Origin of the sequence: Flexivirga caeni, from assembly GCF_003724155.1 — a bacterium.
In the GTDB taxonomy this organism is placed as follows: domain Bacteria; phylum Actinomycetota; class Actinomycetes; order Actinomycetales; family Dermatophilaceae; genus Flexivirga; species Flexivirga caeni.
Genome location: NZ_RJJQ01000011.1, coordinates 45,908 through 68,292 on the forward strand (window position 1 = coordinate 45,908; position 22,385 = coordinate 68,292).

A 22,385-nucleotide genomic window follows, 5' to 3' on the forward strand; every position below is an offset into this window, starting at 1 on the left:
ACGGCGAAGTTAGTTCATTCTCAAATAGTTCGTCAACAAACAATTTAGTGGCGGATTACAGTGCTGTCATGGATCGCGTCCACGACTCCGTCGATGAACACGTTGCCAGGTGGGCCGCGCGCTGGGACGGAAACCCCGCGTTCGCCCCCGAGGTGGAGGGTGCCATCACACGCATGCAGTTGCTGTTGCGCGTCAAGAACAGGCGGGATACGGCAGCCTTTCTGGGCGAGGAGGACTTCACTCGCGAGGATTACGAGACTCTCCATGCGCTGATGGTGCAGCCGTATCCCACGGAAGCGACGCCTACGCAGCTGGCCGAGAGCGTGCGGGTGACCAAGGCGTCGATGACCGGCCGGCTGGCGCGGCTCGAACGGGCCGGGCTGATCACCCGCGAGACCGACAGCGACAACCGGCGCAGGGTGCTGGTGCGACCGACGCAAGCCGGTCAGGACGCCTGGGATCACTACGTCCACGAAGGCATGCGGCGGGAGCAGGACATCCTGCGGGGATTGACCGACAAGGAGCTGGTGCAGTTGAACACGTTGCTGCGTAAGGCTGTTCGGGGACTGGAGTGAACCGCGGGTTTCCTGATCGAGCGGCACGCATATGCATTGACAGGCACAAACAATTCTCCCGATTGTGTGTGCCCTCGATGCGTTCGTGTGCCGGTCAATCACATGAGGGTGGAGCCCTCCTACCCTTGTTCCCATGACTGATGACGTGACTCGCCATGACGGCCGTGCCCCCGACCAGTTGCGCGAGGTGCGCATCACCCGCAACTGGCTGGACCACGCCGAAGGCAGCGTGCTGGTGGAGTTCGGCAAGACGCGGGTGCTGGTTGCCGCGTCGTTCACGGCGGGCGTGCCCCGCTGGCTGAAGGGCCAGGGAACCGGCTGGGTGACGGCGGAATACGAGATGCTGCCACGCTCGACCAACACCCGCTCTGACCGGGAATCCCGCAAGGGCAAGGTGGGCGGCCGGACGCACGAGATCTCCCGGCTGATCGGTCGCTCGCTGCGCGCGATCATCGACACCAAGGCACTCGGCGAGAACACGATCGTGCTCGACTGCGACGTACTGCAGGCCGACGGCGGCACCCGCACGGCGTCCATCACCGGCGCGTACGTCGCCCTCGTCGACGCGGTCGCCGACGCGAAGGAGCGCGGGCTGATCTCCGCCAAGGCGCAGCCGCTCACCGGCTCGATCGCGGCCATCAGCGTCGGGATCGTCAGGGGTACGCCGGTGCTGGACCTGGATTATCCGGAGGACTCGACCGCCGAGACCGACATGAACGTGGTGATGACGGGAGCCGGAGGGTTTGTCGAGGTGCAGGGCACCGCCGAGGGGGCTCCCTTCGACCGGAGCGAACTCGAGGCTCTGCTTGCGCTGGCGGCCAAGGGAATCGGTGACCTGACCGCGCTGCAGACCGCGGCGCTGGAAGGCCCCGCCCGGGAGCGCCTGCGATGACGTCTCGGACCGTCGTCCTCGCCACCCGCAACGCGGGAAAACTGCGCGAGATGCAGGAGATCGTTGCGGGCGTGCCGGAGCTTTCCGCTGTCGAGGTCGTGTCCGCGGCGTCGTTCCCGGACGTCGAGGATGTGGCGGAGACGGGCGTGACCTTCCTCGAGAACTCCGCACTGAAAGCGCAGGCTGTGGCGAAAGCGACGGGTTTGCCTGCCATTGCTGACGATTCAGGTCTGGCGGTCGACATACTCGGCGGGTGCCCGGGTGTGTTCTCGGCGCGCTGGGCGGGAACGCACGGCGCCGATCAGGCCAACATCGACCTGCTGCTCGCCCAGACCGGCGATGTGCCGGCCGCGCGGCTCACTGCGCACTTCGTCTGCTGTGTGGTGCTCGCGCTGCCGGACGGCACGCAGCGCCACCGCAGCGGCGAGCTGCACGGGCGGCTCAGCCGAAACCAGCGTGGCGAGCACGGATTTGGCTACGACCCGATCTTCGAACTGCCGGACGGCCGGTCCCTGGCCGAGCTGAGTGCCGAGGAGAAGAACCTCATCTCGCACCGCGGGAAGGCGCTGCAGGCGTTGCGGCCTGACCTGCTGGAGCTGCTCGGCGGGTAGTTCTCAGATCCGGGTGTGACGATGGATCGGTGGTTACCCAGCATGCCGAATCCGCCGTAACAGCAACGCCCGAGCACGAACCACCCCGTGCCCGGCGTCACGGCGTCGCGGCGCTCGGCGGCCTGCTCGCCGGAGTCGTGACCGTGGGCGTCGCGGAATTCCTGGCCGGGGTCCTGCTGCGCCTTGGCTGGAGCAGCGGCACGCCGTCGCCGGTGCTCGCGGTGGGTGGCGCATTCATCGACCGGACGCCGCCCTGGTTGAAGACGTTCGCCGTCGACAATTTCGGCACCCACGACAAGCAGGTGCTGCTTACCGGCATCGGGGTCGTGCTCGTGCTGCTGAGCCTGCTGATCGGGTTGCTTTCCAGCCGCCGAATGACCGCAGCGCTGGTGCTCTTCGTCGTGCTGGTGGCGGTCGCGGCAGCTGCCGTGACCTCCCGTCCGCATGCGCGAGCGGTGGACGTCCTGCCGCTGATCGTGGGCGCGGCATGCGGGCTCGGCGTGCTGCGCTGGTGGCGCGACCGGATGCTGCTTGCCGGGGCGGAGCCGACAGCGCCCACGACCCGGCGCACCGCGCTGCTGGGCGCCGGAGCCGCGGTTGGCGCGGTCCTGCTCGGTATGGCGGGACGGGCCTGGAGCGGCGGCACCCGGGCGGTGCAGGCTGCACGGGAGGCCTTCGTGCTGCCGCGCGTCGCGCATCCGGTGACCGTGCCGGCCGGTGCTTCCGTGGGGGTGCCGGGCGTCACGCCATACATCGTCCCGAACGGTGAGTTCTATCGCATCGACACCGCCCTCGTGGTGCCGCAGGTCGACCCGTCGTCGTGGCAGCTGCGCGTGACCGGCATGGTCGACCACGAGATCGAAATCGATTGGGAGACCTTGCTTTCCAAGCCGATGCAGCAGGCGATGATCACGCTGATGTGCGTGTCGAACGAGGTCGGCGGCAACCTCAATGGCAATGCGATCTGGACCGGCTGGCCGGTGCGGGACCTACTCGCGCAGGCCGGCGTGCATCCGGGTGCCGACATGGTGCTCTCGCGCAGTGTCGACGGGTTCACCGCGGGCAGCCCGCTGAGCGCGCTCACCGACGGCCGGAACGCGCTCATCGCGGTCGCCATGAACGGTCAGGCACTGCCGGCCGCGCACGGCTTCCCGGCGCGGCTGGTCGTGCCGGGGCTCTACGGCTACGTGTCGGCGACCAAGTGGCTCACCGAGCTGAAGGTGACGACGTACGCGCGGGACGCCGGCTACTGGACGCCGCGCGGCTGGTCGGAACTCGGTCCGGTGAAGACGTCCTCCCGCATCGACGTGCCGCAGTCCGGGGCGAAGGTCGACGCCGGCACCGTCGCCGTCGCGGGTGTCGCGTGGCACCAGCACGTCGGCATCGCCAAGGTGCAGGTGCAGGTCGACGACGGGCCGTGGCAGGACGCCCGGCTGGGTGCCGCCGCCAACATTGACGTATGGCGCCAGTGGGTCTTCGAATGGCACGCGACCAGCGGGCACCACACGCTCACCGTGCGCGCGGTGGACGATTCGGGCGCCATACAGATCGCAGCGCAGGCGCCGCCGGCTCCGAACGGTGCCACGGGATATCACTCGATCTCGGTGACGGTGCGCTGAGCCCGGCCGTGGCGTGGGCGTGCGCGGTCAGTCGCGGTCGGGGATGGCTCGGGAGACGACGGCAGCAAGTTTCGAACCCAGCGAATCCTCGCGTCCGCCGCCGGCCCAGTCGGGGTCGTGCGGCAGCGGCGCCATGGGGTCGGCCGTGGCCGGGTCATCCGGTGCGTCGGCGAGGGACCGCCGGATCGCTTCCTCCACCCCGAGCAGGACATGGCCGGCCGGCAGCAGCGCGGTGCGGAAGTCTTCCTCGTGGCAGACCATGTCGTGGCGCAGGCTCTCGATCAGCGACTCCACGACTGGTGCCGGGACATCGACGAGGCGCCCGGCCGCCTTCTGCACGACCTGCTCGGGCACCAGAGGCACCTCCACCTGGGCTCGCCGGATGCCGGTGACCGCGGCATACCGATCGAGCAGCTCGCTGTAGCGCAACCGGTCCGGACCACCGACGTCGAACGAGCGGTCGGCGCAGTCGACGTTCAGCGCACCGGCCAGCGCCTCCAGCGCGTCGACCACGGCGATCGGCTGAACCGCCGAATCCATCCACGTGGGAAGGGTTTGCACCGGCATACGCTCACTGACCTGACGGACGATCTCGAACGATGTGGAGCCCGACCCGAGCAGGATCGCCGCCCGCAACGCGATGCTGGTCGCGTTGCTGCCGGCCAGGATGTCCTCGACCTCCAATCGTGAGGCGATGTGGTCGGACAGGTCTTCGCGCGGCACGGGTGGGACGATGCCGGACAGATAGACCACCCTGGACACGTCGTGCCGGTCGAGCGCGGCCGTCATGTTGCGAGCGCCGCGCCGGTCCTGCTCGACGAAGTCGTCTCCGCCCATTCCGTGGATCAGGTAGAAGACGGCATCGACGCCGGCCACCGCGCGCGACACGGCATCCGGATCGAGCACGTCCATCTGGGTCACCTCGACCTGACCGGACCACCACGGCAGGTCGGTCGGATCGTCGGCGACCGCGACCCGCACCGCGTGGCCGTCGGCCAGTAACCGCGGGACTAGCCGGCTTCCGACATAACCGGTGGCACCTGTGACGAGAATCTTCATGTCCGCTTTCCCTTCCCTGGTGACCTGCCTGCGCGGCAGGTCGACGTCATACGGGCGATGCGTCGTGCGTGGCTGGGAGCAGAACCAGCATGGCAAGTGACCAGGTCACGTGGAACACGCACGGCGCCACCACTCCACCCGTCTGGGCGCGCAGCGCTCCAGCCAGTATGCCGACCGGAATCGCCGCGAAGGCCAGCATCGGGTTCCCCGTCGCCAGAGTGATTGCCAGGTACACGCCGGTGCTCACCACAACGGGCGCGGGACCGTCCTCGGCGAGGTCGAAGAGCGGACCACGAAAGACCAACTCCTCCCCGACGCCGGTCAGCGCCGTGAGCGCCGCGACCGTCGGCAGGTTCCCCTTCGAGGCATGAGCCGTCACCGCGGCGACCTGGTCCCGGAGCGGCGGAATGCGCCGGGTCAGCAACGCGCCGGCACCGAACACCCCGGCCGTGGCGGCACCCGTCACTGCTGCCGGAAGCACGCCTCCGCCGGCTCGGGGCCGGCCGCCGATAGCGGCGCACCCAGCCCACCAGGCGGCCAGTCCAACGGTGCGACTGCGGAACTCCGGACTGCCGGCGGGGCTCCGAATGGCCCGCCGCAGCAACGGCGCTCCGGCGGCGACCGCGGTCACCAGCGCCGCGGCTCGTCCTCTGCTGCCGAGCAGTTCGAGTCTCATTCGCTCCATGTTTGCATGCCGCCCCCCGCCGCGCGCGATGGGCGACCTGCCCGCCCAGATCGAGAGGACCCCATACCGATTGAGCGGACCCCATATCGGGGCCGGATATGGGGTCCTCTCGATGCGTGAAGGGTCCTCTCGATGGAGTGGCACGTGGCAGGCTTGCCGCATGACGCTAATCAGCACGCACGACGGACGCACACTCGACCTGCGGATCACCGGCGCCGAGGACGGCCCGGTCCTGCTCTTCCATCACGGCACGCCGGGCTCGGTGCTCCCGCGGAGCGCGATGGTGCGGCAAGCGGCCGAGCGCGGCATCCGGTTGGTCACGTATTCACGTGCGGGGTATGGCGATTCGTCCCGCCGGCCCGGGCGAAGTGTCGCAGCCATCGCCGACGACGTGGTCACCATCCTGGATCACCTCGGTGCCGAAAAGGCCATGACCGCAGGCTGGTCCGGCGGTGGGCCGCACGCGCTCGCGACCGGGGCACTGCTGCCCGACCGGATCACCGGGGTGCTGAGCATCGCGGGCGTGGCGCCATACGACGCTGAAGGCCTGGACTTCCTGGCAGGCATGGGGGAGGGCAACATCGAGGAGTTCGGCGCGGCGCTCGGCGGCGAGACGACGCTGCGCCCGATGCTGGACGGCATGCAGCAGGAGCTCAAGAACGCGACCCCCGAGGCGATCCTGTCCGAGCTGAGTTCGCTGTTGCCGGAAGTGGACCGGGCGCAGATCACCGCCGAGTCCGGCGAGGAGATGGCCGCCAACTTCCGCGAGGCGCTGAAGAACGGCGTCGACGGCTGGACCGACGACGACCTCGCGTTCACCCGGCCGTGGGGCTTCGACCTCACCTCGATCCGGGTGCCCGTCTTCGTCTGGCAGGGCAGCGCCGACCTCATGGTGCCGTTCGCGCACGGCCAGTGGCTGGCCGCGAACGTGGCCGGCGCCACCGCGCACCTGCTCGACGGCGAGGGTCACCTCTCGGTCGGTGTCGGCGCGATGCCGCAGATGCTCGACGAACTGCTCGCGACGTACTGAGTCGCCACGTGCCGCGCGTGGCGATCCCAGAGACCCCCGCCGGGAAAGCAAAATCCCGAAAGTGAGTGGCGCAACCCCACGCGGAGCCTTCGATGGGCTAGACCTGACAAATGATCAAAACAGTTGGTGGTCTCATCGACTTGGTCATCTTGATCGTGCTGCTCGTGTGGGTATGGCGTAGCGACCGATCGGGGATCGCCAAGGTGGTCTGGACGATTTTCGGGGTCCTGTTCAGCATCCTCACGATGATCGTGTGGCTGATCGTGAATCGAGGCACGGGCGCCAAACGCTCTGGCTAGTGCCGGTCGGGTGCGGTCCGTAGGCCCTGTCAGGTAAGCGGACGGCGGTCCGTGCGTTCGATATCTCGCACGCAGATCGCGAATTGCTCGACCTACTGAGCGGCCTTGGCAGCCAGTGAGCCGGTGGCCGCGGGTGTGCCCTGGGCTTCGAGCGACGCGAACGTGCGGAACCGCTCCCGCACCGGATGCGGCGGACTGAGCAGCTCCGGTGTGGCGACCGCCGTGTCATACCGGCCACGGGCACGTGCGGTGCCGTTGACCAGTTCGCGGCCGAGCGCGCCCGTCAGGTTGCGCAGCAGCAGCCAGCTGACCTTGATGCCGGTGCTCGTGGCCCAGGTGAGTTCGTCCTCGCCGACCAGGCTGTCCCGGTTCGCCTGCTCGGTGCGGGCACGCAAGGCGCGCAGCCGGCGGCTGCGTTCCGGCTCCGGGGTCGTGCCGAGAGCCTGGACCTCGGCGAGGACGCGCACCGCGCTGGTCAGGTGTTCCTCGACCAGGTCGTGCGTCGGCCGGTCCACCAGCCCGGCTTCGAACTTGAGCTCGTTGAGTGCGCGGCCCACCGCGTAGGTGGTCGAGACGATCTCGTCGCGGGTCATCCAGTCGGTCTCGTAGGCGAGCATGTCCAGCCAGGTCGGGCCGAGCAGGGCCGCGCGATGCTCGGCCAGCGTGGTGAAGCGCCGATGGAAGCCGAGTTCTTCGGCGTGCTCGTAGGCGCGGCTGCCCGGGTCGAGGAACGGCCCGAGCGGCGCCACGTAGAACTGCAGCCGTTTGTCCCCGCCGAAACGCTCGACCAGGTGCCGGCAGTAGTCCACCGTCTCCATCGCCTTCTCCGGCGTCTGCCCGGCCAGGCCGACCATGAAGAAGAGGTCCAGCTTCTCGCAGCCCTCGGCGAGCGCGGCGGCCAGCGTCTGCTCCACGCGCTCGTTGGACACCCCGAACTTCCCGTTGACCTTGCGGATCTGCGGGTCCGGCGACTCGATGGTGATCTGCAGGCTCCACCGGGCGGTCGACTCGGCGACCGTGCGGAAGAACTTCCGGTCCGCGGGGAAGAACACCTCGATGACCAGTTCATTGGGTATGCCGGCCCGGCCGAAGCGCTCGAAGAATTCGGCGGCTCGCGCCATACCCCCGAGCCGTGGGTCGTGGACCATGAAGATCGGCGCGCCCGAGAAGGACGCGATCTGCTCGGCGTCCGAGACCAGCTTCGCCGGAGACCGCATGCCAGCGCGTGGCCGGTCGACAATGCCGCGGTAGGCAGTCCGGGAGCCGCCGCAGATCGAGCAGTCGAAGGTGCAGCCGCGCGAATTGAGCAGCATCGTGGACGGGTAACGCAACCAGTTCAGATAGGGCAGGAAGTCGGCCATGCTTCCGTACTTGAAGACGGCGTGCAGCATGAAGTCGTATGCCGGCACGTCCGTCCAGTCCAGGTCGACGGGCACGAAACTGAGCGGGTTGATCACCACCTCGCCGTCGTCGCGCCGCCAGGTGAGGTTGGCCACCTGCTCCAGGGGCGTCCCGTCACGCAGCGCCGCCAGCAGCTGGCGGCACGGTTCCTCGGTGGAGTCACCGCGTAGCACGAAGTCGATCGAGGGGTCGGTCAGCAACTCCTCGTGGAAGTAGCTGGCCGACAGGCCGCCCAGCAGCACTTTCGCGTCCGGATGGACCTCCTTTACCAGCGCCGCCAGCCCGAGGGCACCGTTGGCGTGCGGCAGCCAGTGCAGATCGATGCCGAAGACGGGTGCGTGCACCTTGGCAACGTGCGCCCGCGCGTCGAAATGCGGGTCGCGCAGCATCCGGTAGGCGAGGTTGACCATCCGCGTGTTGTAGTGGTTCTTCTCCAGGTATGCCGCGATGCTGGTCAGCCCGACTGGGTACATCTCGAACTCGGTCGTCGACGGTATGACGTCCGCCAGCGGTCCCTGGATGATCGTCTCCTCGCGGAAGTCCCACACCGACGGCGCGTGCAGCAACGCCAGGTCGATGCCGAAGGCCCGCCGCCACGGTCCACGGCCGTTCGTGGCGCTGCGCGCATGCCGCTGCTTCATCTGTGCCCCCGATCCCCGCCGGCGTCTGCTGTCGGAGCCACGGTAGGCAGCGGGGGTGCGCCCGGGTAGGGCACAAGGTCACGTCACAGTGCGCGAGGCGGGACCGGCATCCCACCGAGTGGACTCTCGGCGACAGTTGGGTCACCACGGCGAACACGGGTGGTTGCACCGTGCCGGAGGCACACCGACCGTCGCTCCGGGGCGTCAATCCAGTCGTGGTCGGCCTGGCGTTACAGCGAGCTGGCCGTCTCCAAGCCTTCCAGCACGGCTTCCTCCACAGTGCGGGGAGTGACGCAATCACCGATCCCGGTGGCCGGGATGCCGCGTGCCAGCAACTCTTCCAGCAATCCGCGTCGCGCCGTGTGCCCGTAGGCGAGAACCAGGGCGCTGGCTTCATCCACGATGACGGGTTCACCCGTCAGCGTGTGCTGGAGATAGATCGAGTCATCGTCAACTCCGTACGGCCGGACCAGCGGGAGCACCGTGATGCCCGCCGTCACGAGCGCTGCCACGGCCTGATCACGGACGTACTGCTGGAGGAATTCTCCAGGGCCGTGACCGTTCACGGCCAGCACGACGCGATGGCGGGCGATGGCGAGCATCCGAGCCAGCCCGATGCCAATCCAGTCGCCCCTCCAGTCGGTCACTACGACCAGACCGGGCGGCGGTCGCTCTCCGCCGATCACCTGCCACGCATCGAGCACCGGCAGTCCGCCACCGATCTCCAGATCGGGTCTGTATGGCGTGGCGCCCGTGGCGACGATCACGGAGTCGGCCCGGGCGCCCTCCACAAATGCCAGATCGGCTGGCTGACGCAGTATGACGTCGACGCCAGCCTGGTCCAGCTCGCGTCGTAGGTTGGTCGCTGCTCCGCCGAATTCCGCACGTCCGGGCAGCTCTTGGGCAAGCAGCACTTGTCCGCCACAGCGCGCCCCGGCCTCTACGAGGCGCACTCGATGTCCCCGCTGGGCGGCGATCACTGCCGCCTTCATGCCGGCCGGGCCGCCGCCGATCACCAGCACGTTCTTGACCCTTGCAGCCCGCCGCACAGCGCCATATTCCAGCTCTCGACCGGTCTCCGGGCGTTGGATGCACGAGATCGGGTAGCCGAGGTGAAAGTGCCCGATGCATGCCTGATTGCAGCCGATGCAGGCCCGGATGTCCTCGGTGCGACCCTCGCGGGCAAGCGACGGCATGGTGGGGTCGCTGATCAGCGCGCGGGTCATGATGCAGGCGTCGGCGTCCCCGGCGGCCAGGATGCGCTCGGCCTCCTGCGGCTGATTGATCCGCCCGGCGACCAGTACCGGCAGGCCGCGCACCACCTCGCGAACTTCGCGTGCCTCGGGGACGACATACCCGCTGCTCCATGTCATGTCAGGCACGATGTGATCCGACCCAGCCAGTGACGCCGAGGTGCCCACCGTGACGCTCACGTAGTCGAGAACTCCGTCCGCAGCCAGCCGCGCACAAGCATCCAGCGCAGTCGCCTTGTCGAGCCCGGCCGGATCGTGTTCGCCGATGGACAGGCGAAGGCCGACGGCGACCCGTTCGCCGACCGCGGTGCGCACTGCTTCGGCGACGTCCCGCACGAAGCGCGCCCTGTTCTCCGGCGATCCGCCGTATGCGTCAGCGCGCAGGTTTGCGTGCGGATTGAGGAACTGCGCCGGCAGATAGCCATGGCTGGCCACAATTTCCACGCCGTCCAGTCCGGCATCGGCCAGCCGGGTCGCTGCCGCCGCATAGCCGTGCACGATGTCGGTAATTTCCTCGGTGCGCAGTTGCCGCGGCATGACGTGAAAGCGCTCCTGCGGCACCGGAGACGGTGCGACCGGTGCCTGCGCGGAGCCGTCGGCGCGGCGGTCCATCACCTCCCGGCCCGGGTGGAACAACTGCCCGAACACTCGCGTGCCGTGTTCGTGCACGGCCTCCGCGATCCGCCGATAGCCGTCAATGCACGAGTCGTCCGAAGCCATCAGCACATGGCTGGTGTAGCGGGCGGACTCGTGCACACCGGCAGCCTGTATGACGATCAGGCCAACCCCGCCCGCTGCCCTCGCAGTGTGATACGCCACCAGCTGGTCAGTGACCTGTCCCGCCTGGGTCATCACCGTGTCATGCGCCGAGGACACGATCCGGTTCGGCAGGGTGACCGGGCCAATGTGCAGGGGGGAGAAGAGATTCGGGAAGCTGGCGTTCACGAGACATTCCTCTCGAACACCAGGTCCCCGTCGACGAAGGTGAGGTCGACGACGGCCTCACCGATCCGATCGGCCGGCTCAGTGAAGATGTCGCGGTCCAGCACCGCGAAGTCGGCCCGCTTACCGACCTGAAGGGTGCCGGTCAGCTGGTCCAGGTGGTTCACGTGGGCGCTGCCGATGGTGAACGCTGCCACCGCTTCGTGAAGAGTGAGTGCCTGCTCGGGGAGGAAAGCGGGTTCGCAGGGCGTGTCGATCGCCCGCCGGTTCACTGCCACGTGGATCTCTTCCAGTGGGTTCGGTGTGCTGACCGGCCAGTCACTGCCGGCGGCAAGCACCGCACCCGAGTGGTGCAGGTCGGCGAACGGGTACTGCCAGCCGGCACGTTCGGGCCCGAGCTGGGGAATGGTCAGCTGGGTCATCTGCGGCTCGTAGCACGCCCACAGCGGTTGTGCGTTGGCGGCGACTCCGGTCAACGCGAACCGGACGCGATCGTCCGGGTGCACGACCTGCAAGTGCGCGATGTGCGGCCGAGTGTCGTTGTTCCCATTGATGATTCGCGCTGCTTCGACGGCGTCGAGGGCGTCACGCACCGCACGATCACCGATGGCATGAAAATGTGCCTGGAGACCTGCTGCGTCGATTTCGACCACTATCTCGCGCAGGGTCTCCGCATCGAGGAACGACATACCCACGTCGGCACTCGGACTCCCGTCCGCCTGCAGGTACGGCGTCCGCATCGCGGCAGTGCGGGTCTCCAGGACGCCGTCGACCATCAATTTGACGCTCGTGGCCGCGAACCGTCCGATGCGAGACGCGTCACGTCGGGCGATCAGCTCGGGCAGTTGATCCAGCCCTCGAGATCGCTCCCACCAGAGCGCTCCGACGACTCGGGCGGTCAGCTCGCCGGACGCGGCCGCATCGCAATACGTTTGGTACGAGTCCTGTTCGGCGACATCACCACCAACTATGGCGTCCTGCCACCCGGTGATGCCCAGCGAGTGCAGGTAACGCTGTCCGGCCAGCAGCCCGGCCCGGCGATCCTGGGCGGTCAGCGGCGGTAGCAGCCCGCTGACCAGTCGCGCAGCCCCCTCGTGCAGTACTCCAGTGGGCATGCCGTCAGGGTCCCGCTCGATGCGGCCGTCCGGTGGATCGGGCGTGCGCTCATCGATACCGGCCAGTTCCAAGGCCCGCGAGTTGACCCAGGTGCTGTGGCCGTCGCGGTTCGGCAGAAACACCGGCCGGTCCTGCACGACTGCATCGAGCGGGGAACGGTGTGGCACGCCGCCCGGGAAGGCATCCATCGACCAGCCGCCGCCGACGATCCACGGTGCCGCGGGATGGCTGCGGGCATACTCGCAGATCGCCGCCAGATATTCCGGTGCGGTGGCCTGCTCGTGCAGATCACACTGCTGCCGGGTCAGCCCGCCCTCGACCGGGTGAATGTGAGCGTCCTGAAAACCGGGAAGTACCAGCCGGTCTCGCAGGTCGAGGGACACCGTATGGGGGCCGCGCAGTTCGTGCAGTTGAGCGTTGGTGCCGACCGCGACGATGCGACCGTTTAGCACCGCGACAGCCTGGTGAAGCTGATCCCTGAGTCCTGTGCGGACGTGCCCGCCATACAGGATCAGGTCAGCAGCGAGTGAAGTCATGTCAGTCCGGTCATTCCGTGGTGGGTGACGGCTTGTTGCCGAGGACGTCGGTGGCGGACTCCGTGATGGCATCGGCGCAGGGGGCTCCGGGCGTGACCTTGAGCGGGAAGTGACACGCCACGAGCCGGCCGCTCACAGAGACTGGCAATGGCTCCTGGTCCGCGCAGATGTCCTGTGCGAGAGGACAGCGGGTGCGAAACCGGCAGCCCGTCGGGGGATGGATCGCGCTGGGCAACTCTCCGTGGATCGGCAACCTGTCCTTGGTGGCCTCCACACTCGGGTCGGCGATCGGGATCGCGTCAAGCAGTCCCTTGGTGTAGGGATGCAACGGCGCCCGGTAGACGTCGTCCGCGGGTCCGACCTCGACCAGCTTGCCCAGATACATCACGCCGATCGTGTCCGACACGTGACGCACGACGCCGAGGTCGTGGGAGATGAAGATGTAGGAGAGACCGTGCTCCTTCTGCAGGTCGACCATCAGATTGAGCACCTGTGCTTGCACCGAGACATCCAACGCCGACACCGGCTCGTCAGCCACGACGAGCTTGGGGCTGACCGCCAGCGCTCGGGCCAGGCCGACGCGCTGCCGTTGACCACCGGAGAACTCGTGTGGATATCGATCGGCCGCCGTGCGCGGCAGCCCCACTTCGTCTAGCAGCTTCAGCACCTGCTGCTGCTGGTCGCGCTTCGAGCCCACCCGTTGAATTGCAAGAGGTTCGCGGACGATTGCGCCGACCGTCATACGAGGATCGAGCGATGCGTAGGGATCCTGGAACATCAGCTGCATCATCGTGCGCAGGTCGCGTCCGGTGCGGCCGTGCAGCCGGGACGTGTCGCGCCCGTCGATCGTGATGGTCCCGGACGTCGGGTGCTCCAGGCCGACGATGAGCCGCCCGATCGTCGACTTGCCGCAACCGGATTCGCCGACGAGTCCGAACGTCGAGCCGGCGGCCAGCTCGAATGACACGTCCGACACGGCAGAGAGTTTGCCGGTCCTGCGCTGCAGCAGCGCACCACTCGTGACGTCGAAGTCCTTGACCAACCGGCTCAGCTGCAGCAATGGCTTCGGTGGTGTCGCCTCGGCAGTCGCGCGTTGCACCGGCGCGGTCGTGAGTAGCTCGATCGGGACGGGGGTGGCCTTTGTGAACATCGCCTCGCCGGCGGCTGATCCGGTTGGATGGAAGCACGCGAATCGGTGCTTGGAGCCGGCGGTTAACTCGGGATAGCTGGCCCGGCATTCGTCCGTGGCGTAGCGGCACCTGGGTGCGAATCGGCAGCCTACGGGCGGATCGGTCAGGTCTGGGGGCAGTCCGGGGATGCTGTAGAGCGTCTCGTGTGCGGCCGCGGCGCTCTCCGGCAGCGCGGCGAGCAACGCCTCGGTGTAGGGGTGGCGGGGATTGCCGAAAACGCTTGCGGTGTCGCACTCTTCGACAACCCGCCCGGCATACATTACGGCGACCCGGTTTGCCCGGCTGGCGATGACGCCGAGGTCGTGCGTGATCAGCAGGATCGCCATGCCGAGGCTTTGCCGCAACTCGTCCAGCAGTTGCAGGATCTGCTCCTGGATGGTGACGTCCAGCGCGGTGGTCGGCTCGTCGGCAATGAGCAGCTTCGGGTCGGCAGCCAGCGCTACGGCGATCATCACCCGTTGCCGCAGCCCGCCGGATAGCTGGTGAGGGTAGTTGCTCATCCGCTCCCCAGCGTGTGGCATCCCCACCTGCTCGAGCACCTCCAGCGCCCGTATACGCGCGTCGGCCTTCGACACGTCCTGGTGCAGCAATACACTCTCGGCGATCTGTTCGCCGATGGGGACGGTGGGGTTCAGCGAGGTCATCGGATCCTGGAAGACGTAGCCGATCTTGCCGCCGCGCACACGCCGCATCTGCTTGTCCGGCAGCCCGACGACGTCCTCGTCATCCAGCAGAATCCGGCCACCGGTGATCCGCCCTCCGGGTGGCAGCAGGCGCATGATCGAGAGGCCGAGCATGGTCTTTCCCGACCCGGACTCGCCCACCACGCCCAGGGTTTCGCCGGGCAGAATGTCCAGGCTGAGCCCGTCGACGGCCTTCACCGAGCCATGGCGTAGCCGAATCTCGGTGTGCAGGTCGTCGACGCGAAGCAGCGGTTGCACGGTCATCTGACGAGTCCCTATCGACGCTGGAGACGGACTTCGAAGGCGTCGCGCAGGCCGTCTCCGATGAAGTTGAACGCGACGACGATGGCGATGATCAGCACGCCCGCTGGCCAGATGACCCACCAGGTGCCGTTGTAGACATAGGTCATTCCATTGTTCAGCATGCCACCGAGGTCAGTCTGTGGTGCCGGGAGTCCGAGGCCCAGGAAGCTCAGTGTCGCCAGCACCAGGATGGCGTCCGCGACCTGGAAGGTTGCGTTGACGACGATGACGCTCAGCGAGTTGGGCACGATGTGGCGTAGCACGGTCCGCGGAGTGCTGCTGCCCATCACGCGTGCGGCCGACACGAAGTCGCGGGTCCGCAGGGTCAATGCCTCACCACGCACCAGGCGCGCGGTCACCAGCCAGGAGATCAGCGCGATGATCACGATCAGCGAAAGCTTGGTCGGTGTCACGATCGCGGCCAGCAGAAGGAGGAGGAAGACAGTGGGTATTGCCAGCAGTCCGTCCACGCAGCGCATGACGATCCCGTCCAGCCAGCCGCCGAAGAACCCGGAGAACGCGCCGATCACGGCTCCGGCGGCGGTGGCCAGCAGCGCAGCGCCCACACCCACCTCGAGCGAGGTCTGCCCGCCGATCATGAGGCGGCCCAGCTCGTCGTATCCCTGGTCATCCGTACCGAGCAGATGGCCCTGAGTGCCTGGCGGAGCGTTGACGGTCCCCAGGTTGGTGTGGATCTGGTCGGTGTGGTGCAGCAAAGGACCGAGATAGCAGAACGCAGCGACGGCGATGAGAAAGATCGCCGACACCAAGGCGAGCCGGTTCTCGGCGAATACGCGCAGTGCACGCCACCGGTGGGCGCCGTCGGCGCCCGGGGCACCAGCCAGTTCCGGTCCTGGCGGCTCGGGCTCGGCCGGTGATGGCCTGGACGGGCCAAGGGTCATGAGTACCTCACTCGGGGGTCGAGCACTGCATAGGCCAGGTCCGCCAGCAGTGAGCCGACGACCGTGGCCACGCTCACCACTAACGTCACGCTGAGCAGAATCGGATAATCGTGTGCGGTGGCCGCTTGCCAGAACAACAGCCCCATGCCGGGGTAGTTGAAGACCGACTCCACGACCAGTGCGCCGCTGAAGACCCACGGCAGGCTCAGGCCGAGCAGGGTTATGACCGGGATCAGCACGTTGCGCAGCACGTGGCGGAAGAGCACTCGCGCTTCGCTCGCGCCCTTGGCCCGCGCGGTACGCGCGTAGTCCTCTGTGAGCTGGTCGATCGCCGACGAGCGCACGTAGCGGCTGAACAAGGCCAGCGACACCAGCACGAGGGTGGTGATCGGCAGCACCAGACCGTTGCTGTGCGCGACAAGCCCAGCGATGGAGTTCGACTGCGGCGCCGATGAGGGAAACACGGGCACCTGGACGGCGAGCAGCAACACCAGGATCAGTCCGAGGAAGAACGTCGGTGTGGCATAGAAGACGAATGAGATGAAGGTCATCAGGTAGTCGATGAACCGGTTGCGCCGCATCGCCTGCAGGAGTCCCAGGACGATCGCCAGCAGCACGGCGATCGCGAGCGACACAGTGGTCAGCAGCAGGGTCTTCGGCAGTCGTTCGCCGATCAGGCTCGTCACGCTTTGGTTGTGCGTGATCGAGAAGCCCCAATCACCGTGCAGCAGGTTGCTGACCCATTTGCCGTATTGGACTGGCAGGGGTTTGTTCAGCCCGAGTTGACGGGTCAGCTGGGCGACCTGAGCGGGGGTAGCCGTCTTGCCCAGCATGGAGCGTGGTCCGCCGGGCAGACGGTGCAGCATCAGGAAGACCACGACCGAGACGACGAAGACGACGAGCACGGACTGGGCGATCCGGCGGGCGAGGTATCCGATCATGAGTAAGATCTGACTCCCTCCGAGTCAGTTGCTCCAGTACCAGTTTTCGGGAGTCAGCGTGAGCATCGGGTTCTGCGGGACCACGCCCTGCAGCTTGGTGTTGATCATGCTGAGCTGCTGCACCGGCAGCGGTTGCCAGATCAGCGGCAACTGCTTGGCGAAGTAATTCTGGTATTGCGTGAGTCCGTCGTCGGAGTTGCCGCGCACCGCACCCTGGATCAGTGAGTCACCGTGCGGGTCGTTCCAGCTGCCATCGCTGTTGCCGCTGGAGAGTTCCTGGCCCAGAGGGGCCGGGTAGGGGCGCAGCGCGTAGCCGCCATACTCCGACAGTTGCCACGAGCACGTGGAGTCAGTGGGCTGGCACCGCACGGTGTTGCCGATTACGGTGTTCGCCGGTGCCTTCTGCACGTTGATCGTGATGCCTGCTTGAGCCGCGTTGGACCGGAAGGAGTTCATGCTCTGGTCGTATGACGTGCCGTAGTCGGCGTATTGCAGGTTGAGCTCCAACACGGCACCTGCCTTGATGCCCGCGCCGCACTGGCCGGGCCCCGAACCGGGTGCGGTGCAGGTGGTCCGGCCATTCGGTTTCACGCTCCAGCCGTGGCCGGCCAGCAACTTCTTGGAATCGGCGACACTGAATGGATAGGGATCCGACTTCTCATACGCCGATGCATAGGGATTGCTCGGGTTGAGCGGCACCGGCCCCGTTGTCTCGCTTCCGTAGCCGTCGAGCGCGCCCTTGATGACGCTCTTCTGGTCGACCACGTGCTGCAACGCCTGGCGGATGTAGAGCTGCTTGAGGATCGCACCGACCTTGGGGTTGTTGTAATTTGGCTGTAGGTAGTCGACGCCCCACCACAGCCAGGGCACAAGCTGGTAGCCGGACAGCGGCACGGAAGCCTGCGCCGCGGGGACGTAGCCGACATCGACCGACCTGCCCGACCGGAGGGCGTTGACCTCCGCGTCGGTGGACGTGAACGCTACCGCCTTGAACTCCGGGATCTTCGGCTTGTGCGGTCCGGTGTAGGCGGTGTTGGGCACGAACGTCGCGTTACCGGACGAGTCGAACGCCTTCAGCTTCCACGGGCCATCGACAATCTGCCACAACGGGTCACTGGCGTACGAAGCGAGCTTGCGTGCCTTACCCGACAGGTACTTGTAGACCGCCTTGCACTTGTTGACGTCGGCCGTGCAGCCGCCGCTGCCGGGCGCGCCACCGTCGGAGGTCTTGTCCCAGGCCTGCGGCAGCGGCGTGATGTAGGTCAGCTCGTTGTACCAGAACCAGGTGTGGTTGTAGTCGCCGTCGAGAGTGAAGGTCACCTGGTGCGGATTGTCGGCCTTCACCGACTTGATGTTGTCCGGATAGAGCCCCGTCACGTAGCCGCCCCACTGGTCCTTCTCAGCGGTGACCAAGTGCTGCCAGAAGATGATGTCTTGCGCGGTGACCTGAGAGCCGTCGGACCACCTGCGGTCTTTGAGCTTGACGGTGACCGTGTGGCGTGCATTGTCGAAGACCGGTGCGTCCGCCAGACTGTCGTCGGCCTGGACGACGGGCTGGCCGTTCACGCCATACATGTACAGCGGGCGGTACATCAGTTTCTGGAACTGCTCCATGTTCTGGACGGTGTAATAGGTTGCCGAGTCCAGCGGGAAGATGTAGTTGGGCACCGAGTTGGGTTGCCAGGCGAACGTCACGGCCTTCTGGGTGGCCGCCGCCGGGACTGACGTGCTGGACCCGGTGGCGAAGGTCGTGTGCATATTCCCCTTGTTCGTAGACGCCGAACCTCCGGTGCAGGCCGTCACCGACATCATTCCGATCGTGGCACCCGCCACGATCACGCTGATCCGCTTGTTCATGTTGATTCCTACCTTTGGGCGCGGCGGTTGGGGAACTGACGGTTTGTCGTGCGACTGGTGGTATCGGCGCGCCGCGAGCTAGCGGGCGGACACCTGACGGGCGGCATCGGCGACCTGGCGACACGACCAGCGGAACAATTCCAGTTCCATCGTCAGCGCCGGTTGCATCCGGTAGAGCGGCTTGGTGTCCTCACTGATGGCGAACACGCCCTTGCGCAGCGCCGCACGGTGCACGGCATGCTGGAAGGCGGGATCCGGCACCGTCGATCCTGCGCCGGTGACGAATTCGAGGCAGGCCCACGCGCCGGCCGCGCGAACGTCGCCGACCTGGCCGAGTTCATCGATCAACGGCGAAAGTTCTTCGTGCGCAATGGCTTCCATGGACTTGGCGTTCGCCAGGATCCGACCGTCGGCTAGCAGGTCCAGTCCGGCGAGCGCACCGGCGCACGCTGCGGGCTCCCAGGCGTAGGTGCCGCCGAGGTGTGCGTGCGCGTTCGCCATCATTTCCTCGGTGCCCAAGACGCCGGCGACCGCTTGGCCACCACCGGTGACGCCCTTGCCGACCAGCAGCAGGTCGGGCTGCAATCCCCAGCGTTCGGCCGCGAAGACGGTGCCGCACCGGCCCATGCAGGTCTGTACCTCATCGAGCAGCAGCTTCCAGCCGTATTCGCGGCAGAGGCCGGTCAGGCCGTCCCAGAACGCCTGCGATGGTGCGAGGATGCCGGCCTCTCCGGCGACGGGTTCGATGAGCACCCCGGCGACCTGCTCGGGTTCGACCTGGTATCGCAGGATCCACTCGCGCAGGTAATCCAGGCAGAGCGTGTCGTCGTGGGGTCCGGGGCCGCGGTGAAAGGGTGCCCGGAAGCGCTGTGGGTACGGCAACAGAATGACGCCGGGAACGTACTGCGTGTAATGGCTCGTGTTGCCGGGCATGTCGGTCGACGTCGTCGCGGTCAGATAGGTCGACTCACCGTGATATTGCCCGAGGAACCCCAGGATGATCGGCCGGCCGGTGGCTTCACGGGCCAGCTTGACAGCGCCCTCGACTGCTTCGGTGCCGGTGACGGTTGGCGCCACTCGCGTGATGCCGGCAGGGGCGAGGTCGATCAGACGCTCGGCCAGCGTGATCACCGGCTCGCTGCTGAGGTACTGCGAGATCTCCATTCCATAGCGGTCCCAGGCGGTGGCGACGGCGTCCCGGACCGACGGTGGCTGGGCACCGTATGGCGCGGCGCCCCACGCGGACACATGGTCGGCGAAGGAGTTGCCGTCCACGTCGGTGAGCACGTGGCCGTGCTTCTCGCCGAGGACGAACGGAACGTTGATGTAGTTGCGCAACGGGCCTTCGAATGCCTTGTCGCGCCGGGCCAGCAACTCCCGGCTGCGCGGTCCGGGCAGGTCGGTATGGACCTCAGGATGCGCGAGAACCTCGGTCACTGACGATCTCCTTAGCGAAGAGTGGGCCTCTTGGCGCCTCGGGTCGGCATCCAAGGGATGCTCGAGTTTGAATCGCCGTTCAATAAATGGTCAAGGTGCCGAATGGATCGTTATCAAATTGAAACTCGGTCTTCAGGTGCAGGGCACAGCACTCAGCAGCAACGTGGAGCGCCAGGGTTGGAGTGACCGTCGCGTCACTCAGGGCTACCTGCACTCCCAGCCCGTCCAGCACAGCGGTCAGCAGGTGGGTGAAGCGGTCGGGGTCAGCGGTCGTCGCGAACTCTCCGGTCTGCTGTCCCTCAATGACGATCTCGCGCACGACGCCACGCCAGCGCGTGTCCAACTCGCTGCGATCGTTGGCTGCCTGTGGGTTGCGCAGAGCCTGGCTCCACAGGTCGAACCACAGCGCCCAGCCCTGCGGCAGTCCGATCGAGCGTTCGGGGGAGCAGCAGATGAGTACCAGCTCGGCCAGCTTGTCGTGGGCCGTCGACAAGCGATCCAGATGCTCCGAGATCTCGGTGTAGAAGCAGTCTTCGGTGAATCGCAGGGCCTCAATCAGCAGCTTCTCGCGAGTGCTGAAGTAGTACACCAGCAGCGGCGCACTGACGTCGGCCGCCTCGGCCACGTCGGAGAGTCGGGTCTCGCCGAATCCGCGTTCGGCGATGACCTGTGCCGCAGCGCGCAGAATGCGCCGTCGCCGATCGGCCGACCTTTCGGTTGCGGTCATGGCAGCCCTCCTGGGAGATCGTGACGTATGCGGGCCGACGGTGCGGCCGGCCGCGTGATTGGTTCGGGGCAAGAGTGGCACGCTGGTCGGTGCTGTCGGGCACCAAGACCGGGCCGGCGGCGATGGGCTGGTGCCACGGGCCGGGACGTAGTGTTGTGTGCGACGCCTCGCCTTCTGTGCCCAGGTCGCCGCCGGCAGCTGGTGACGAAGCCGTGGTAGGTAGCGGCGGGTGTGCCCCCTCGCCCGTCGATCCAGACACCCGCCGCGGGTGCCGTCTGCTGCGGGTCATGCAGGCGCAACGGGCCCGATCACCGAAACGGGATAGATCGTGGTGCGGCCGATGAGATTCGAACTCACACTGTCGGGTACCTAAAACCCGTGCCTCCTGCCAGTTGGGCTACGGCCGCTCGGACGTGAAGTCTAGAGGCTTCCGAGTCCGTCGGAGTCCCCGCGTCACGCGGCGCGCAGGATGCCCACGAAGAATGAGTCCTCGCCGGGCTCCGGGCGCAGGTCATAGGTCGCGAACCGCGACTCCAACTGCCACCCGCTCGCTTCGGCATCGGCGATGAACTCCTCCGCCGGGTAGCTGCGGGAGGCCGGGTTGACGCCGCCCTGGTGGAAGCCGACCAGCAACCGGCCCCGGTCGGTGATGACCGATCGCAGCGCGCGGAGCACATTCCGCTCGGACCGCTCCGCCAGGAAGACCATCACGTTGCCGACGCACACGATCAGGTCGTAAGACGTGGGAAACTCCTGCGCCGCAAGGGAATCCGGGCTCACATCCTCCAGTCGCAGCTCGGCGACCGGCAGCGCCGGGTAGGTGCGGCCTGCTTGTTCGAGCAGCTCCGCGTCGAGGTCCACGCCATACGCGTCGTGGCCGGCGGCCTCCAGCGCGGCGGCAATGCGGCCCATGCCGCATCCGGCGTCGAGCACGGTGCCACCGCGGGGCAGCAGCGTGTCGGCGAGCCGGGCCTCGCCGGTGATGTCGACACCATCCTTGAGCAGCTGGGCGAAGCGAGCGCCGTACCCGTGGTGTCCCTGCTCCCAGCGCGACGGGACCGTCATGCCAGCTTCAGCGCCTTCGACAGCGATGCCACGTGGCCGGTCGCCTTGACGTTGTAGCGCGCGAGTTCGACCGTGCCGTCGGGTGCGACGACGATGGTGGAGCGGATCACGCCGACGACAGTTTTGCCGTAGAGCTTCTTCTCGCCATACGCACCGTATGCCGTGAGCGCCTCCTTGCTGGGGTCGGCCAGCAAGGGATAGGTCAGCGACTCCTTGGCGACGAACTTCGCGAGCTTCTCCGGCTCGTCGGGGGAGATGCCGACGACCTCGTAGCCGGCGCCCCGCAGGGTCGTGAGCGAGTCGCGGAAGTCGCATGCTTCCTTGGTGCAGCCCGGTGTCATCGCGGCCGGGTAGCAGAAGATCACCAGATGCTTGCCTGCGTAATCGGCGAGCGAAACCTCCTCGCCGGAGTCCGAGGTGAGCGTGAACGCCGGTGCCTGATCACCGATCTCCAGCCGTGTCATGCGGTGAACCTCCATCTGTTGCGCGGGTGCGGGCGATGCGAACGTCGATTGCCATCCGTTATCGTCTCAGGCGAGCCCGACATGCGATGCGCGGGCCGTACGGCGCGGCACGTCGCAGGCTCCGTGGCCGCCGCCGGCACGACGCGGGCATCGCAAC

General features: G+C 67.2%; 19 protein-coding genes and 1 tRNA gene. 6 read left to right on the top strand and 14 right to left on the bottom strand.

The features are described from left to right. Positions 1–68: 68 nt before the first annotated feature. The 4 genes from EFY87_RS11455 to EFY87_RS11470 all read left to right on the top strand — a co-directional run bounded on the left by EFY87_RS11455 (position 69) and on the right by EFY87_RS11470 (position 3,697). Entirely contained in the window at positions 69–575 is a 507-nt protein-coding gene (locus EFY87_RS11455; protein ID WP_123271623.1) for a MarR family winged helix-turn-helix transcriptional regulator, read from the top strand. A 133-nt stretch (positions 576–708) separates the two neighbouring features. After that, a complete protein-coding gene (gene rph / locus EFY87_RS11460; protein ID WP_123271624.1) occupies positions 709–1,467 on the top strand; it encodes a ribonuclease PH in 759 nt (252 codons plus the stop codon). Continuing rightward, entirely contained in the window at positions 1,464–2,078 is a 615-nt protein-coding gene (rdgB, locus tag EFY87_RS11465; RefSeq protein WP_123271625.1) for an RdgB/HAM1 family non-canonical purine NTP pyrophosphatase, read from the top strand. Before rph ends, rdgB begins: the two co-directional genes overlap by 4 nt. A gap of 29 nt (positions 2,079–2,107) precedes the next feature. Then, positions 2,108–3,697: a molybdopterin-dependent oxidoreductase gene (locus tag EFY87_RS11470; protein ID WP_245988601.1), complete on the top strand. Its 1,590-nt coding sequence runs from the start codon at positions 2,108–2,110 to the stop codon at positions 3,695–3,697. A gap of 27 nt (positions 3,698–3,724) precedes the next feature. Here EFY87_RS11470 and EFY87_RS11475 read toward each other — a convergent pair whose 3' ends face one another. Beyond that, entirely contained in the window at positions 3,725–4,756 is a 1,032-nt protein-coding gene (locus tag EFY87_RS11475; protein WP_123271626.1) for an NAD(P)H-binding protein, read from the bottom strand. Positions 4,757–4,802: 46 nt separating this feature from the next. Beyond that, positions 4,803–5,432 carry a CPBP family intramembrane glutamic endopeptidase gene (locus EFY87_RS11480; RefSeq protein ID WP_158607604.1) on the bottom strand — a complete coding sequence of 210 codons (630 nt, stop codon included), beginning with the start codon at positions 5,430–5,432 and terminating at the stop codon, positions 4,803–4,805. A gap of 169 nt (positions 5,433–5,601) precedes the next feature. Between EFY87_RS11480 and EFY87_RS11485 the strand changes: the two genes are divergently transcribed. Together EFY87_RS11485 and EFY87_RS11490 are read left to right on the top strand one after the other, a co-directional pair. Then, the gene (locus EFY87_RS11485; RefSeq protein ID WP_158607605.1) at positions 5,602–6,471 is read left to right on the top strand and encodes an alpha/beta fold hydrolase; all 870 of its coding nucleotides are present in this window, start codon (positions 5,602–5,604) and stop codon (positions 6,469–6,471) included. A 110-nt stretch (positions 6,472–6,581) separates the two neighbouring features. Beyond that, the gene (locus tag EFY87_RS11490; protein WP_123271628.1) at positions 6,582–6,770 is read left to right on the top strand and encodes a hypothetical protein; all 189 of its coding nucleotides are present in this window, start codon (positions 6,582–6,584) and stop codon (positions 6,768–6,770) included. Between the two features lie 92 nt (positions 6,771–6,862). Here the strand turns inward: EFY87_RS11490 and EFY87_RS11495 are convergent, their stop codons facing one another. From EFY87_RS11495 to EFY87_RS11550, 12 genes are all read right to left on the bottom strand, one after another. Next, complete coding sequence (locus tag EFY87_RS11495; protein WP_123271629.1) at positions 6,863–8,812, bottom strand: TIGR04190 family B12-binding domain/radical SAM domain protein; 1,950 nt, start codon at positions 8,810–8,812, stop codon at positions 6,863–6,865. Positions 8,813–9,042: 230 nt separating this feature from the next. Beyond that, a complete protein-coding gene (locus tag EFY87_RS11500) occupies positions 9,043–11,010 on the bottom strand; it encodes an oxidoreductase (protein ID WP_123271630.1) in 1,968 nt (655 codons plus the stop codon). Further along, positions 11,007–12,659, bottom strand: coding sequence for an amidohydrolase (locus EFY87_RS11505; RefSeq protein WP_123271631.1), 1,653 nt, complete (start codon positions 12,657–12,659; stop codon positions 11,007–11,009). The genes EFY87_RS11500 and EFY87_RS11505 overlap by 4 nt, the downstream gene beginning before the upstream one ends. Before the next feature lie 10 nt (positions 12,660–12,669). Beyond that, positions 12,670–14,796, bottom strand: coding sequence for an ABC transporter ATP-binding protein (locus EFY87_RS11510; protein ID WP_123271632.1), 2,127 nt, complete (start codon positions 14,794–14,796; stop codon positions 12,670–12,672). An 11-nt stretch (positions 14,797–14,807) separates the two neighbouring features. Continuing rightward, entirely contained in the window at positions 14,808–15,737 is a 930-nt protein-coding gene (locus EFY87_RS11515; RefSeq protein WP_123271633.1) for an ABC transporter permease, read from the bottom strand. Continuing rightward, positions 15,734–16,678, bottom strand: coding sequence for an ABC transporter permease (locus tag EFY87_RS11520; RefSeq protein WP_123271634.1), 945 nt, complete (start codon positions 16,676–16,678; stop codon positions 15,734–15,736). The genes EFY87_RS11515 and EFY87_RS11520 overlap by 4 nt, the downstream gene beginning before the upstream one ends. Positions 16,679–16,702: 24 nt before the next feature. After that, a complete protein-coding gene (locus EFY87_RS11525; protein ID WP_123271635.1) occupies positions 16,703–18,535 on the bottom strand; it encodes an ABC transporter substrate-binding protein in 1,833 nt (610 codons plus the stop codon). 78 nt (positions 18,536–18,613) lie between these two features. Further along, positions 18,614–19,972, bottom strand: coding sequence for an aminotransferase class III-fold pyridoxal phosphate-dependent enzyme (locus EFY87_RS11530; protein ID WP_158607606.1), 1,359 nt, complete (start codon positions 19,970–19,972; stop codon positions 18,614–18,616). A 79-nt stretch (positions 19,973–20,051) separates the two neighbouring features. Next, positions 20,052–20,699: a TetR/AcrR family transcriptional regulator gene (locus EFY87_RS11535; protein ID WP_123271637.1), complete on the bottom strand. Its 648-nt coding sequence runs from the start codon at positions 20,697–20,699 to the stop codon at positions 20,052–20,054. Between the two features lie 329 nt (positions 20,700–21,028). Continuing rightward, positions 21,029–21,106, bottom strand: a tRNA-Leu gene (locus tag EFY87_RS11540). A gap of 46 nt (positions 21,107–21,152) precedes the next feature. Continuing rightward, positions 21,153–21,764 (bottom strand): class I SAM-dependent methyltransferase, encoded by a 612-nt coding sequence (locus tag EFY87_RS11545; RefSeq protein ID WP_123271638.1) that lies wholly within the window; start codon positions 21,762–21,764, stop codon positions 21,153–21,155. Continuing rightward, positions 21,761–22,228, bottom strand: a complete 468-nt coding sequence (locus EFY87_RS11550; protein ID WP_123271743.1) for a peroxiredoxin — start codon at positions 22,226–22,228, stop codon at positions 21,761–21,763. Before EFY87_RS11550 ends, EFY87_RS11545 begins: the two co-directional genes overlap by 4 nt. Positions 22,229–22,385 lie beyond the last annotated feature (157 nt).